Source organism: Halostagnicola bangensis (assembly GCF_054653435.1).
The window spans coordinates 499780-512675 of sequence record NZ_BAAIGG010000002.1 but is presented as its reverse complement, the minus strand read 5'-3'; the positions used below and the strand labels follow the sequence as shown (position 1 = coordinate 512675).

Sequence of the window (12896 nt, the reverse complement as noted above, 5' to 3'; positions counted from 1 at the left end):
CCCGAACTGGCTGTGAAAACTGCCCATATCCCACTATGGAGGTGGACTACCAACGATGAGCGCGTTCACACAGCCGACTGATGTCGAACAACTCGATTTCCTCGAGCAACGCGACGGCGAGACGGCATCCTGGCAACGGGCTCGCCCCTCGAGCGCTCTGCTAGAGCCGTTCGGTCGGTTCGATACAAGTGACCCTACGAGACAGCGAAGAAGTCCACTACTGCGCTCTCGGCCTCGAGAACGGGTATTCCGTAACTTCTCGACCAAATACGATTTCGAAGCTACCGTAAGCAGCTCAGACGTTGTTGTGGAGATTCGTGATCTCCATCACGTCCTCGAGCGGTCGAATTTCGAAGTCGCTATCTGCAACCACGTATTCGTCACCGGTCGATCGGGCAGTAGCGGCAATCATCGCGTCCCGGTGTGATAACTCGCTCCCATCCTTGATTGCCTTGTCCTGTAATCGTGAGGCTTCCAGCGCAAGTTGTTCGTTGAACTCGAGTGCCTCGACACCGCTGAACTTCTGGCGTTCTTCGATCGGGTCGAAATCCGGGGACCCTGTCGGGCCGTTCAGGATCTCGAAAACGCAAATTGTCGACGTCCACCAGGGTTGCCGTTTGTCGAGATGCTCGATGACGGTCTGGTTACCCCGAAGGTATTCGATAATCGTCGAACTATCGAGGAACGTCATCGCCAGTTCTCTCGAGAGTTCCTGATAGACTCCTTTGCCTGTTCTGCTTGATCGTCCGACCACGTCCCGGCTTGAATTGGCTCTTCAGTAGCGGTGGCCCGCTCTAAGAACTCATCCCACGTCTCGTCATCTCGCTTCAACTGATCTAACCGTTCTTTGGTGGTTGAATCGACCGGAATCGATGTTCGGCTCATATGAATTCATTATGAATTCATCGGCATAGATGTTTCGCCGTCAGAGCTAGTCAAGAGCGCTCGAGTAGTGAGGTGTAGGTTACCTCAGACAAAATGAGGACTACGGTCGGGGGTCGCTGTTGACGACCGAGCATGGGTGACCTCACAAAATCTTCAGCGGGATTTCCTCGACGGGAAGTAACTGTCCTCAGTTCCTCTCTTGGTGTTCCATTTCGAACACCAAGATCTGCCGACCATCTTGCTCCTCGAACCGATAGTCGAGGACATCAACTAATCCCTGATACTCCCACTCACCATTACCGGAATCCTGATAGAAGAAGTGGACCGGGACTCCTGAAGACACAGTATCAATTAAAACTGAGTTCCCCGGGGAGGATTCACTTTGGTCTCCCGAGAGACCTTCTCCAATGTACTCGAATCTACCCTGCGTTACCGAGTCATCATACGGGCCATCCTCGTTGGCGAACACCAGCACATAGCGTCTGTCTTGACTGTCTCGCCGAGGATTAATGCCAGAGATTTGATATCCAAAGCCAGTATCGTAGGCTTCCTCGATTTCGTCTTTTTCGTAATGACCACCGACTGTAATTTCCTCGGGAGATATGCGCATGTTCCTACCACTACATCCCAGTGGTATCAATTTGCTTGTCTATCCGATGAGGCCGAGAGAGGAGAGAATTGATAATATCATCCAGCGCAACTCTCTGCGTGAAACCGGCGCATGGCTCAAGGGGTACAGCGGAGACGGGTTCAAATCACTCAGACGCGATTGTCGGTTTTGCGATGAAAATCACCAAACCCAGCTCGGTGATTCATGAAGACATGCCGCTGTCTGGCCAATTGGGTGACAGCGCAGAAAGCAGTGAACTCAACGAGAGACTCCGTCTCCCGAGCCTTCGCTCGCGTTGCTCGCGAAGACGCCGGGATTTGAACCCGAAGGAAGACGGTCGCTCACTTCGTTCGCGCTGCGACTTCCAGGGCTTCAAATCCCGCCTTCGCCGACTATGTGCGCCGCTCGAGAGTTTGTTCGCGGCGAAAAGGAGTGGACTCGCGGGGATTTGAACCCCGGGCCTTCCCCGTGCCAGGGGGATGATCTACCACTGATCTACGAGCCCTCGTTCGTACTTACGGGTTTTCTGTGGGCATAGATAAACCCCTCGAATTGGAGGGAACCGCGGTACTGTCCCACACTCGAGCAGACAACAACCCCCGAACACAACACTCGCGGTCGGAGGTAGAAACCCTTTAGTCCCTAACCGAGTAGATACCAGTGGGAACCGCACGGCCGCAAATCTGACCCTGTCACCCCGTCTCTTTGGGTGACTCGAGATTGCGGAAGTGCAACCCGGCGAGAGCCGGACATATGCGGCGGTCAGTGCGTTTCCTATCCTCAATCAATGGCACGAATGCATACGCGCCGTCGAGGCTCGTCCGGATCGGACAAGCCGGCGGCAGACGAACCACCGGAGTGGAGCGACGTCGACCCAGACCAGATCGAAGAGCGGGTCGTCGAACTATCAGAGCAGGGCTACGATCCGAGCCAGATCGGCATCAAGCTGCGTGACGAGGGTGTCACGGGCACGCCGATTCCGGACGTCAAACTGGCGACCGGCAAGAAGCTCACCGAGATTCTCGAGGAGAACGACGCGCGGTCGGAGCTTCCCGAGGACCTCCGAAGCCTGATGACACGTGCGATCCGACTCCGCGAGCACGTCCAGCAGAACCCACAGGACTACCAGAACAAGCGCGCACTGCAAAACACCGAATCGAAAGTGCGCCGACTCGTCGATTACTACCGCGGGAAGGAAGTCGAACCCGACTTCACCTACTCCTACGACGTCGCGAAGTCGCTTCTCGAGGAGTAATTCCAGATGTCTACAGAGGGTCGTTCGACCGAAGCCACACTCGCCACCGCCGACCTCGAGAGCGCGAGCTTCGTCCGTCTGGTCACGCGACCAGACGGCGACGCGCTCGCCGCTTGCGGGGTCATCGCGGACGCGCTCGCCGAACGGGAGATCCCGTTTCAGGTGAGTGCCGTCAGGACGGTCGGCGAACGGACGACCCTCACCGAGGATAGTCAGGACCGACCCCAGACCGATCAGACGCTCGTCGTCGGCACGGTCGACGGCGACGTGTCCCGGATCGACCCCTCGGATCGACCGGCCACCCTCGAGGCCTGCGAACTCGCACGCGAACTGGGTTCGACGCCGGATCCAGTACTCGCGCTTGCGGGCGTCGTCGCGGCCGGCGTCGATCCCGGCGCTGGCGAGACCGAGTGGCTCCTCGAGGCGGCACTCGAGCGGAATCTACTCGAAGAACGACCCGGCGTTGCGGTACCGACGGCGGACCCGATCGACGGGCTCGCCCACTCGACGCGAGTGCGGGCTCCGTGGTCCGGCGATCCCGAGGCGACTCGAGAGGCGTTTTCGGCTCTCGTCCCCGCGGAGGGGATCGACTCCGAAACGAGCGCGTCTCGAGAGATTCACCGAAAGATCGGCTCGCTCGTCGCGATCGACGCTGTTGGGATGCCGGAAGCTACCGACGGCGCTTCGAACGCGATCGCTCGAGCTCTGAGTCCGTACGCGGCGACGAACGCGTCGCCAGACGTACCGGAGTCGACTCGACACACTGTACCCGTCTTCGAGACGATCGGCGGCTACGCCGACGTGCTCGAGGCGACGGCGCGCGTTGAGCCGGGAACCGGAATCGCGCTGGCGCTCGGTCACGACGCACGCGATCCGGCACTCGACGCGTGGCGCGACCACGGTCGTGTCGCACACGCGGCGCTTGGGGCCGGCTCGACCGAACGCTACAACGGTATCGTCGTCGTCAACATCGACGACGGCCCGGTCGAAACCGTCGCCCGACTCACAGCGGCCTACAGATCGCCGGAACCGCTCGTTCTGGCGGTCGGTGACGGTGAAACCGGCGTCGCGACCACCGACGCACGTCCCCTCGGGTCGACGCTCGAGGCGATCACCCGCGAACTCGACGGCGAGGGGATCGGGTGTGGCTACGACGTGGGCCGACGGCGCGGCTACCTGACCTACGACTCGGACGCGGACGAATCGACGATCATCGCGGCAGTACGAGGGCAGATATGACGAGGAAAGCGACGATTCGGACGACACACGACGATGCGGAACGCCTCGCTCGGGCGCTCGCGCCCGACAACACCGATGAGATGGAGACGAGTGTCGAACGCCGAGAGGACGGCACCCGAGCCGTCGTCACGCGGATCGAACGCGAGGCGACCGGCAGTTTGCACTCGACGGTCGACGATTACGTCGTCAACCTCGACGTCGCTCGCAGTATTGCCGAGCGCACATCTGGCAGCATCGACTCGCAGACAACCAACCGTCGGAGGGACTCGAGCGCGGATGCGGACGGCGCGTCCCCGCCCGCGACGAACTCCGACACCAACACGAAACACGAACCTAACACACAATGAGCGAACGATCAGTTTCACGCGCAAAACAGGAAAAACGGTGGTACACCGTACACGCCCCGGAGCAGTTCGACCGGGAAGTGCTCGGCGAAACACCTGCAGATGAACCGGACAAGGTCTACGGACGGACCATCGAAACGACGCTCGGCGATCTGACCAACACCGCCAGCGAAAACAACACGAAGCTCACCTTCAAGATTACCGACGTCGGGAGCGACAGTGCGTACACGGACTTCGTGGAGCACTCCCTGACGCGGGATTACCTGCGCTCGCTGGTCCGACGCGGGGCCTCCAAGATCGAGGCCTATGTCACCGTCCTCACGACGGACGACTACCGCGTCCAGATCCAGCCGGTCGCGTTCACGACCAAGAAGGCCGACGCGAGCCAGGAGAAGGCCATCCGCGAAAAGATGGTCGATATGGTCGAGGAAGCCGCCGAAGAGCGAACGTTCGACGACCTGATCGACGGCGTCGTCGAAGGTCGACTCTCCTCGGCGATTTACGGCGAAGCGAAGCCAATCTATCCGCTTCGCCGCGTCGAGATTCAGAAGACGACTCTCGAAGCGCATCCGGAAGAAGTCGCAGAGGAACAGGCGACGGCAGTCGATGTCGACGAAGAAGACGTCGCGGCGGACGACTAACAGTTCGAACTACGCCGTTCGACGCCACCGTTCGATCGATCGAATCGTTTTTTCGCGACGGGATGTCTCGAGACCGCAACTACACTGTCACTCGGTGACTTCGATGAACCCGATCATTCCGCCGTCTTCGTGCGGCAAGCAGACGTAGCTGTACGTTCCCGGGACCTCGAAGGTGTGTTCGAACGTCTCTCGAGTGCTGATGGTTCCGTTCGCTTCGTTCCAGAACTCCTCGTCTGCCGTCTCGAAATCGTCGTAGTCGCCGGTGGCGAAGTACTCTGCGTCCCCCTCTTCGAACTTCCCCGACCAGTACGCCGTAACCGTGTGGTCGGCTTCGCTCGTATTCTTCCAAACGACGGTTTCCCCGGCAGATATTTCGTACGTTTCGGGGACGAATTCGGTTCGGGTCATGCCGACATCACAGTTGTCGCCACTGCAGGGCTCTCCGAACATTCCAGAGACCGTTGAACAACCCGCTATCCCCACTGTGGTTACCGTTCCCAGGGAAGCGAGATAGGCACGGCGGTTCATAACCGTGCTTAGCAGAGACTGAATATAAGCCCCCGGTTCGATTCCCAGTTGGAAGGTGTGGTTCGGTCGGTCTCACCGGGACCTCCCAGGGTCGACCAAACGGAACTGCGAGTCGTCGACGAAACGAAAATGCGAGTCGCCAACCAAACGGAACTGCGAATCGTCGACCAAACGAAAACACGTAAGGTAACTCCCCGTCGAATTCGCGAGTATGCTCCCCCGGTTCGTCGGTCGACTCGGCGTTGCCGACGCAGTGACGATCGCAAACGCTGCACTCGGCTTTATCGCCGTCGTCGTCGCCTTCGTCGACATCGATGTCGCCGCCAGGCTCATTTTGTTCGCTGCGATCGCGGACGGACTCGACGGCATTCTCGCCCGCCGATACGGCGGAACCGAGGCGGGACCGTATCTCGACTCGCTGGCCGACGTCGCCTCCTTCGGGGTCGCTCCCGCTGTCCTCGCGTTCGTCGTCGTCACCGACGGACTCGGTATCGGGTTCGACGCGATCACGTCCGAGTTGCTCCTCGTGATCGGTATCTGTGCGCTGTTCGTCGCGATGGCCGTTGCAAGACTCGGCATGTACACCGCCTACGATACGACGGCGAGTCACACGGAAGGGATCCAGACGACGCTGGCGGCGACGATTATCGGTGCCGCGATTCTCGCCCGCGGGCCCGCCACCGAACCGTGGCTCATTCTCGGTGTTACGGGGGCGTTCTGTTATCTCATGGTGTCCCGGATCCGGTATCCGGATCTGCTCGTTCGAGACACGCTGATCATGGGCATCGTTCACGTCCTGGCGATTCTCGTTCCGAGCTTCGCCGGACGGACCTTTCCGTACGCCTTGCTCACGCTCGGGATCGCGTACATGACGCTCAGTCCGTGGTTCTACTGGCGCGAAGACACGCAGTCGGACGCTTCCGAGCCCGGCGACGCCGAAAACACGGAAATACACGGGAACGTGTAATCGAGGACCGTATTCTCTCACCGCTCGAGCGAGGGCGTTCGTGGACTCTGCATGGAAACGCTTAGGAGCGTCCTGACACGATGATATCGTATGCACAGAGTCAGGACGAAGACGGCCCGCCGGGTGGTGGGATGAGCGACGAGGACGCTCCCGACTCCGAGCCGACGCAGGCGGACCTCGAGACGAGGATCGATTCGGTCCGCGAACGGTTCGAGTCGATCGAGGGCGACCTCGAGCCCGTCCGCGACGATCTGGAGCCGATCAGCGAGGAGATCGACCCCGTTCGCGAGACGTTCGAAGCCGCCGAGACCGAGGACGACCTCGACGATGTCGAAGCGGAACTCGAGCCCGTCCGCGAGGAGATCAACCCCGTTCGCGAGGCGTTCGACTCCCTGCGCGAGGAGTTCGACGACATCGAGCTTCCCGAACCCGAAACAGACGAGGACGAAGAGGCCGATGAGGGAGACGAGGAGGCCGACGACGAACCCACCGGACCGGTCGCGGCACTCGAAACCGAACACGAGGCGCTCGAGGGGGAACTCGACGAGGTCGAAGACGAGATCGACGCGCTCGAGGACGATGTCGACGACATCCAGTCCGATGTCGACGACCAGCGGGGACCGTACGCCGAAGACGTCGTCAGCGAGGTCGATGATGCCAAAGGCGATATCGAAGGAACTCGTTGGACCGAAGAAGGCGAAGTGGAACTCCGAGAGGCGATCGAGGCCGCTCTCGAGGATAGCAACGCCGTTCTCGGGACCTCGATTTCTCCCGCAGACGACGAACCCCTTCTCGAGGCGCTCGTCACCGCCCTCGAGACCGTCGAGGCCGAAATCGAATCCGCCGAACTCGATCCAGACGAAGACGACGAGGAGATCGCATCGCTCCTCGAGACGACCGACGACCTCCAGTCGGACGTCGACGACGCGACGGCGTGGGACGACCTGCAGGTTCGCGAACAGCTCCGCCGCGAAGGGTACTACGACGTGCTCGATCACGTCAAGGACTTCCCGCCGGAGTGGCACGCGCTGAAAGTTCACGAGAAACGCGGCAACGTCGACATGGTGTTGCTCGCCCTCGAGTCGCTGGGGTCGGACTTCATGGAGGAACACTGTCTCGAATCCCTCGAGCGGATGGGCCCCGAGGAAGCGATTGAACCCATGCTCCAACGGGCGAACCGACGGGACACCACCGCGATGTCGATCCTCGGAAAGATCGGCAAAGCCGACGAGGACGTCGTCGAGGCCTTGCTCGACTACGTCGATTCGAACCCCCAACTACAGCGCCCCGCGATGCGTGCACTGGGTGAAGTCGGCAGCGAGGAGGCCGTTCAACCGATCGCAAACCAACTAGCCGAGGAGGAGGCCGTCGTTCGAAGCTCCGCCGCTCGCGCGCTTGGTCTCATCGGCGACACTCGAGCGATCGACCCGCTCGCAGAACGGCTCGAGGAGGACGAGGAAGATACCGTTCGCGCGAGCGCCGCCTGGGCGCTCAATCAGATTGGCACCGAACGCGCTCTCGAGGCCGTTGCCGGTGCATCCGACGACCGTGCGTACCTCGTGCAGGCCGAAGCCGAGAAGGTCGATCTCGAGCCGGCGGCTTGACGCCCTTCACACGACTGAAGTCGAAGACTTTCTCCTGAACTTCGTGTAACCGTCTCGGCCCTCATTTCGTCGCCGTCGATCGCTTTACTTGCCGTCCGTTCCCGACGCTCTACCGGCTGTCGACAAACATCCACGTTCCGTCTGAGGGTTTAAATATCGATACGCGGCCAGAACGAGTGATGCGTATCCGGGCGCTACTCGTCGCCGTCCTCGTTTGCTGTCTCTTCGCGAGCGTAATAGCTACCGCTCTCGTTGATATTCCCTCGATGATCGGTGATCGACAGCCCGGAGTCGACGCCGACAGCGAGTCCCTCAAGGATGGCTCAGAGCGGATGCAGACAGCAATGCCGACCGACACAAGCGTACAGACAGCAACGCCGTCAGACGGGATACCAGGCTTCGAAAACACCACGTCCGCACTCGCGTGTCCGAAACACGCTCGAGGCGACGGCGAACCCCGAATCCTTGATGAACCACGAATCGTCGAACTGTACCCCAACCCCACGACGTACGAAAACGTGGGTGAGTTTTTCGTCCTCGAGACGCCGCCGGAGACGTCGCTCGAGAACTGGACCGTCACGGACGGACACACGACTGCAACGTTCCCGAACGAAACGGTCTCCGACCGTGTCGCGGTTACGACCGACGCGAACGAAACGGCGACACTCACCGACGACAACCCGCTCGAGCTCGACGGGCACCTCCGCCTCGCGACCGACGGGGACAGCCTCGAGCTACGGAACGGGTCGGAACGAATCGATACGGTCTCGTACGACGATGCACCCCTCGCCGAGCGCTGGCATCGAAGCGATCTCGAGGAAGGAAACACGGACAACCCGACGATGGGAGAGAGCCAGGGCGAGTGGTGGCCGCGAGACGCGACCTGTCTCGAGCGGACGACCACCGACGCCGACGAAGCGACGGCGTTCGTCCTTCCCGATAGCCCCGATATCCCGCTCGAAACGATTCGCGACGCCGAGAATCGACTCGTGGTCGCGGGCTATACCTTCACGTCTGAGACCATCGCAGCGGAACTGGTAAAGGCCAGCGAACGCGGTGTCGACGTCGACGTCCTCCTCGAGTCGGGTCCAGTCGGCGGAACGCCAGAACCGACCGAATCGATCCTCGAGTCGCTCGAAGACGGTGACGTCGACGTTCGCGCGACCGGTGGCGAGGGAGCGCGGTATCAGTTCCACCACCCGAAATACGCTATCGCCGACGACACGGTGCTGGTCACGAGCGAGAACTGGAAACCCTCGGGTCTGGGCGGCGACTCGAGCCGAGGGTGGGGGATCACCGTCGAGGATCGGGAACTCGCAACGGCCCTCGAGACGGTTTTCATCGCCGACTTCGAGGGATGGGACACGAAATCGGGCGCGAGCCATCGAGAAAACACGACCTTCGTCGACGACGAAACTGACGAACGGGGCCAGACCGAATTCACGACGGAACATCGAGCAGAAGCGGTCGACGTCGACGGCGTCGAACTCCTCCTCGCTCCCGACAACGCACAAGAGCGCGTCCGGGAACTTCTCGCCGAAGCCGAAGACGAAATACTCGTCAAGCAGGCCAGTATCGGCGGATCTGGCGTTTCTCTTGTCGAGGAAACTGTCGATGCCGCCCGCCGCGGCGTCGAGGTCCGGATCCTGCTCGATTCGTCCTGGTACGTCGAAGACGACAACGCCGAATTGAAAGCCTCGCTCGAGCGAACGGCTGCGGACGAGGAGCTCCCACTCGAGGTGTCACTCGTCGAGCCCGGAAACCGATTCGAGAAGATTCACGCCAAGGGGGTGATTATCGACGACGAGACGACTCTCGTCGGGAGCCTCAATTGGAACGATAATTCGCTCGAGAACAATCGTGAAGTCGTTCTTGCGGTTCACGGAGAAGAACCAGCGGCCTACTATCGAGCGGTCTTCGACGACGACTGGCAAGGCGGATCGTGGTCGCTTCCGGTCGGACTCAGCCTCAGTGTCATCGTGGCGCTGATCGTCGCCGCACTCGTCGGACACCGTTATATCACGTTCGGCGATCGCGAGGTTTGGGCCGTCGGGAAACCCGACAACTCCAGCCGGCGTTCGGGTACGAAACAGCCGAGTGAGGATATTGCCCAACGGAACGACAGTGGCGAATCCGACTCGATTTCCCCAGCTGATCGAGACGACACAGCAAAGCGGTCGGGTGATCGTCCCGAATGACTCCTCGAAGCTGGGTCGGCGCTCTCCGAAGGTATCTCACCGACACCGGGAGTCGAGAGGCGAGCGATCGTGCGTATCAATGTGGAAACTGCCACCGACAGTTCGAACTGAACAGACAATACTGTCCAGGGTGCGGGTCGTATCGTATTGAACGGGCCTGTTACGAGGACTTGCTCGAGAAGGATTGATACCCCGTCAAAACAAATCTAACAGCCGTCAGTTCGCCGGCCCGCCGACCTCGAGCAGGCGACAACAGTCGGCTTCCGGGTCGAAACAGTCGGGGCACTGCTCCGGGCGGTCGATGATCGTATCGAGTCTGTCGGCGACCGTATCGTCGATAACGCTTTCGAGCGCTCGCGCTTCGTCGCGAAACTCGTCGACCTCGAGGACGTTTGCGAGGAATCGCTCGATGATACAGTACGTCTGGAGCGCCTCGTGGGCGCGGTCGAGCCCCTCGTCCGTGAGACTCGCTCCTTTGTACTTTTCGTGGTCGACGAGTTCTTTCTCCTCGAGTTTGCCGATCATCTCGTTGACGCTCGCCGGGCTCACGCCGAGGAGATCCGCGAGCGTCCCGGTCGATGCCGGACCGTCTTCCATTCGCTGGGCGAGATAGATCGCCTTGAGGTATTGATCTGCTGTATTCATCGCCAACCCTTGTTACACTGCGTTGGTCGTCGATCGGTCCGACTCGTCGGTCGTCTGTAACAACTACGTGTCCCGATCATGCTCGTCGCTCCATAATATCTGTGACCTCCTCGACGCCCTCTTTTTCCTCCTCGCGGATCTCTCGCAACGTCTCGAGGACTCGATCTCGGTCGACGGCGAACGCTGCGTCGGAAGCTTCGATCGCTTCGATGAGATCGTCGTAGAATTTGTAGGCGGTCTCCTCGTTACAGAGCTGGTCGTACAGGACGCCATCGGTATCCTCCGGCGGTCCGTACTGGGCGTCGACCAGCTGATTTATATCCTCGTAGCCGACCGTTTCCGCCTCGAGATCCTCGATCAGTGTCTCGAGCCGATCGCGGTGGTCGGCCGATTCCTCCGCGGCCTCCATAAGTAGCTCCCTGACCTCTTTGTCGACCTCCGCGCGTTCCTCGGCGGGGAGCGATTCGAGGTGGTGGGCGGCGCGTGACTCGACGACTTCCTCGAGGACCACGCCGATCTGGAGGAGGCGGGTCAACTGGTGGTCGGTCGAGACACGCTGTCCCAGACTCATACACCTGTCTGGGTGGGCGTGTTACTTAACTTCCCGCTTCTTCGGTGACACCCGTCGGGGTCTATCGCTAACTGGGCGGTGTGACGAGCCACTACCGGGCGACGCTCTCGAAGAGATGTTGAATCTGGCTACGTGCGACGGAGAACGAACGAGCGTTCGAAAACGGCCGGGCGAAAACAAACCGCTTAGTTACGAAGTCGGGTTCGAACCAGTGACTCGAAGTCCTCGCGGAGTTCGTCGACGGCAACTTCCTCGAGGACGGGAACGAAGAAGCCTTCGACGAGCATGTTTCGAGCCGCTTCGGGCGTGATACCGCGGGAGGTCATATACAGGAGGTCCTCCTGGTCGACCTGTCCGACGGTTGCGCTGTGTGAGGCTTCCGTATCGTGGTTGTTGATGATGAGCTTCGGGGAGGCGTCTGCCTCGCTCTCATCGGAGAGCATCAGCGTGTTTTCGCGCTGGTAGGAACTCGTGTCCCAGGCGTCTTGCCCGACGTCCTGGACACCCTCGTAGACCGAGCGTGCGACGTTGTCGGTGACGCCGCGGGTGACGAGGTCCGCCGTCGTGTGTTCGGCGCGGTGCCAGACTTTAACGTCGAGATCGAAGTGCTGGTCGTTGTGACCGTAGAACGCACCGACGATCTGGCTCTCGGAGCTGTCTCCGTTGAGCTCTGTCGAGGTTTCGGTCTTGGTCAGCTTCGAGCCGACGTTGCCTTCGATCCAGTTGACCGTGGAGTAGGTGTCGGCGTCCGCTCGCTTGACGGTGAAGTTGTACGTCTCCTCGGAGAGATCCTGTAGCGAGCCGTACTGGACGTAGCTGTTCTCGCCGGCGGCGACTTCGACGATGCCACTGTAATACTGCTCGTCTTCCAACTCTGTGCCAGTCGACTGGCGCTCCTGAATCGTCACGGACGACGACTCCTCGGTAACGACGAGCGTGTAGTTAAACAGCGACCGGGAGTTCATCTCGGTCCGGATCGTCACGTCCTCGGCGTCGACCCCTTCGGGGACGTAGATGACCGTTCCCGTGGAGAAAAGCGCCGTCGAAAGCGCCGTGAGGTAGTTCTCCTGTGGGTCGACGATGGAACCGAAGTGATCCTCGATGAGGGCTTCGTATTCGTCGAGAGCCTCGGCCCACGAAAGGACCTCAGCGTTGTCCGGTCCGACTTGCTCTTTCTCTTCGGCGGCGTTCAGCGGATCGACGAGCGACTCGAAGTCGAGCTCGTAGAGGTTGGTCCAGTTCTGACCCGGCGTTCGGATCACGTCGGGCATGTCCAGCTCCTCGAGTGCCTCGAGGGCCTCGAGACGCGTCTCGAGAAGCCAGTCGGGCTCGTCTAAGTTCCCGCTGATTTCGCGTACCTGTGCATCCGTTAGATTGGCGTGTACCTGCGTACTCATTGTGATCTCGGA

14 protein-coding genes and 1 tRNA gene are annotated in these 12896 nt (G+C 60.5%); 7 read left to right on the top strand and 8 right to left on the bottom strand.

The window, feature by feature from the left end:
• Positions 1-295: 295 nt before the first annotated feature.
• The 4 genes from ACYQ14_RS04195 to ACYQ14_RS04180 all read right to left on the bottom strand — a co-directional run bounded on the left by ACYQ14_RS04195 (position 296) and on the right by ACYQ14_RS04180 (position 2000).
• Positions 296-691 carry a PIN domain-containing protein gene (locus tag ACYQ14_RS04195; protein WP_459885091.1) on the bottom strand — a complete coding sequence of 132 codons (396 nt, stop codon included), beginning with the start codon at positions 689-691 and terminating at the stop codon, positions 296-298.
• The gene (locus tag ACYQ14_RS04190; protein ID WP_459885089.1) at positions 688-885 is read right to left on the bottom strand and encodes a DUF7557 family protein; all 198 of its coding nucleotides are present in this window, start codon (positions 883-885) and stop codon (positions 688-690) included. Before ACYQ14_RS04190 ends, ACYQ14_RS04195 begins: the two co-directional genes overlap by 4 nt.
• A gap of 187 nt (positions 886-1072) precedes the next feature.
• Positions 1073-1495, bottom strand: coding sequence for an SRA domain-containing endonuclease (locus ACYQ14_RS04185; protein WP_459885087.1), 423 nt, complete (start codon positions 1493-1495; stop codon positions 1073-1075).
• Between the two features lie 433 nt (positions 1496-1928).
• Positions 1929-2000, bottom strand: a tRNA-Ala gene (locus ACYQ14_RS04180).
• A gap of 282 nt (positions 2001-2282) precedes the next feature.
• Between ACYQ14_RS04180 and ACYQ14_RS04175 the strand changes: the two genes are divergently transcribed.
• From ACYQ14_RS04175 to ACYQ14_RS04160, 4 genes are read left to right on the top strand one after another with little or no spacing between them, the layout of a single operon-like run.
• Positions 2283-2750 carry a 30S ribosomal protein S15 gene (locus ACYQ14_RS04175; protein WP_283834184.1) on the top strand — a complete coding sequence of 156 codons (468 nt, stop codon included), beginning with the start codon at positions 2283-2285 and terminating at the stop codon, positions 2748-2750.
• 6 nt (positions 2751-2756) lie between these two features.
• The gene (locus tag ACYQ14_RS04170) at positions 2757-3989 is read left to right on the top strand and encodes an exonuclease (protein ID WP_283834183.1); all 1233 of its coding nucleotides are present in this window, start codon (positions 2757-2759) and stop codon (positions 3987-3989) included.
• Positions 3986-4336, top strand: a complete 351-nt coding sequence (locus tag ACYQ14_RS04165; RefSeq protein WP_459885084.1) for a KEOPS complex subunit Pcc1 — start codon at positions 3986-3988, stop codon at positions 4334-4336. Before ACYQ14_RS04170 ends, ACYQ14_RS04165 begins: the two co-directional genes overlap by 4 nt.
• Entirely contained in the window at positions 4333-4974 is a 642-nt protein-coding gene (locus ACYQ14_RS04160; RefSeq protein ID WP_459885082.1) for a 30S ribosomal protein S3ae, read from the top strand. Before ACYQ14_RS04165 ends, ACYQ14_RS04160 begins: the two co-directional genes overlap by 4 nt.
• A gap of 87 nt (positions 4975-5061) precedes the next feature.
• Here the strand turns inward: ACYQ14_RS04160 and ACYQ14_RS04155 are convergent, their stop codons facing one another.
• Positions 5062-5502, bottom strand: a complete 441-nt coding sequence (locus tag ACYQ14_RS04155; RefSeq protein ID WP_283834180.1) for a cupredoxin domain-containing protein — start codon at positions 5500-5502, stop codon at positions 5062-5064.
• A 211-nt stretch (positions 5503-5713) separates the two neighbouring features.
• Here ACYQ14_RS04155 and ACYQ14_RS04150 point away from each other — a divergent pair, with 211 nt between their 5' ends.
• The 3 genes from ACYQ14_RS04150 (at position 5714) to ACYQ14_RS04140 (ending at position 10271) form a co-directional block, all read left to right on the top strand.
• Entirely contained in the window at positions 5714-6469 is a 756-nt protein-coding gene (locus ACYQ14_RS04150; RefSeq protein ID WP_283834179.1) for a protein sorting system archaetidylserine synthase, read from the top strand.
• Positions 6470-6600: 131 nt separating this feature from the next.
• Positions 6601-8073, top strand: coding sequence for a HEAT repeat domain-containing protein (locus ACYQ14_RS04145; protein WP_459889973.1), 1473 nt, complete (start codon positions 6601-6603; stop codon positions 8071-8073).
• Positions 8074-8252: 179 nt separating this feature from the next.
• Positions 8253-10271 (top strand): phospholipase D-like domain-containing protein, encoded by a 2019-nt coding sequence (locus tag ACYQ14_RS04140; protein ID WP_459885079.1) that lies wholly within the window; start codon positions 8253-8255, stop codon positions 10269-10271.
• 216 nt (positions 10272-10487) lie between these two features.
• Here the strand turns inward: ACYQ14_RS04140 and ACYQ14_RS04135 are convergent, their stop codons facing one another.
• The 3 genes from ACYQ14_RS04135 to sufD form a co-directional block, all read right to left on the bottom strand.
• Positions 10488-10916 carry a metal-dependent transcriptional regulator gene (locus ACYQ14_RS04135; RefSeq protein WP_283834176.1) on the bottom strand — a complete coding sequence of 143 codons (429 nt, stop codon included), beginning with the start codon at positions 10914-10916 and terminating at the stop codon, positions 10488-10490.
• Between the two features lie 76 nt (positions 10917-10992).
• Entirely contained in the window at positions 10993-11487 is a 495-nt protein-coding gene (locus tag ACYQ14_RS04130) for a ferritin-like domain-containing protein (RefSeq protein ID WP_459885077.1), read from the bottom strand.
• A gap of 185 nt (positions 11488-11672) precedes the next feature.
• The gene (sufD, locus tag ACYQ14_RS04125) at positions 11673-12884 is read right to left on the bottom strand and encodes a Fe-S cluster assembly protein SufD (protein WP_459885075.1); all 1212 of its coding nucleotides are present in this window, start codon (positions 12882-12884) and stop codon (positions 11673-11675) included.
• Positions 12885-12896 lie beyond the last annotated feature (12 nt).

Bases quoted from the DNA above. Each gene is read 5' to 3' on its own strand.
- ACYQ14_RS04185 (WP_459885087.1), bottom strand. From the start codon at position 1,495: ATGCGCATATCTCCCGAGGAAATTACAGTCGGTGGTCATTACGAAAAA.
- ACYQ14_RS04195 (WP_459885091.1), bottom strand. From the start codon at position 691: ATGACGTTCCTCGATAGTTCGACGATTATCGAATACCTTCGGGGTAAC.
- ACYQ14_RS04175 (WP_283834184.1), top strand. From the start codon at position 2,283: ATGGCACGAATGCATACGCGCCGTCGAGGCTCGTCCGGATCGGACAAG.
- ACYQ14_RS04140 (WP_459885079.1), top strand. From the start codon at position 8,253: ATGCGTATCCGGGCGCTACTCGTCGCCGTCCTCGTTTGCTGTCTCTTC.
- ACYQ14_RS04130 (WP_459885077.1), bottom strand. From the start codon at position 11,487: ATGAGTCTGGGACAGCGTGTCTCGACCGACCACCAGTTGACCCGCCTC.
- ACYQ14_RS04155 (WP_283834180.1), bottom strand. From the start codon at position 5,502: ATGAACCGCCGTGCCTATCTCGCTTCCCTGGGAACGGTAACCACAGTG.
- ACYQ14_RS04145 (WP_459889973.1), top strand. From the start codon at position 6,601: ATGAGCGACGAGGACGCTCCCGACTCCGAGCCGACGCAGGCGGACCTC.
- ACYQ14_RS04165 (WP_459885084.1), top strand. From the start codon at position 3,986: ATGACGAGGAAAGCGACGATTCGGACGACACACGACGATGCGGAACGC.
- ACYQ14_RS04170 (WP_283834183.1), top strand. From the start codon at position 2,757: ATGTCTACAGAGGGTCGTTCGACCGAAGCCACACTCGCCACCGCCGAC.
- ACYQ14_RS04135 (WP_283834176.1), bottom strand. From the start codon at position 10,916: ATGAATACAGCAGATCAATACCTCAAGGCGATCTATCTCGCCCAGCGA.
- sufD (WP_459885075.1), bottom strand. From the start codon at position 12,884: ATGAGTACGCAGGTACACGCCAATCTAACGGATGCACAGGTACGCGAA.
- ACYQ14_RS04160 (WP_459885082.1), top strand. From the start codon at position 4,333: ATGAGCGAACGATCAGTTTCACGCGCAAAACAGGAAAAACGGTGGTAC.
- ACYQ14_RS04150 (WP_283834179.1), top strand. From the start codon at position 5,714: ATGCTCCCCCGGTTCGTCGGTCGACTCGGCGTTGCCGACGCAGTGACG.
- ACYQ14_RS04190 (WP_459885089.1), bottom strand. From the start codon at position 885: ATGAGCCGAACATCGATTCCGGTCGATTCAACCACCAAAGAACGGTTA.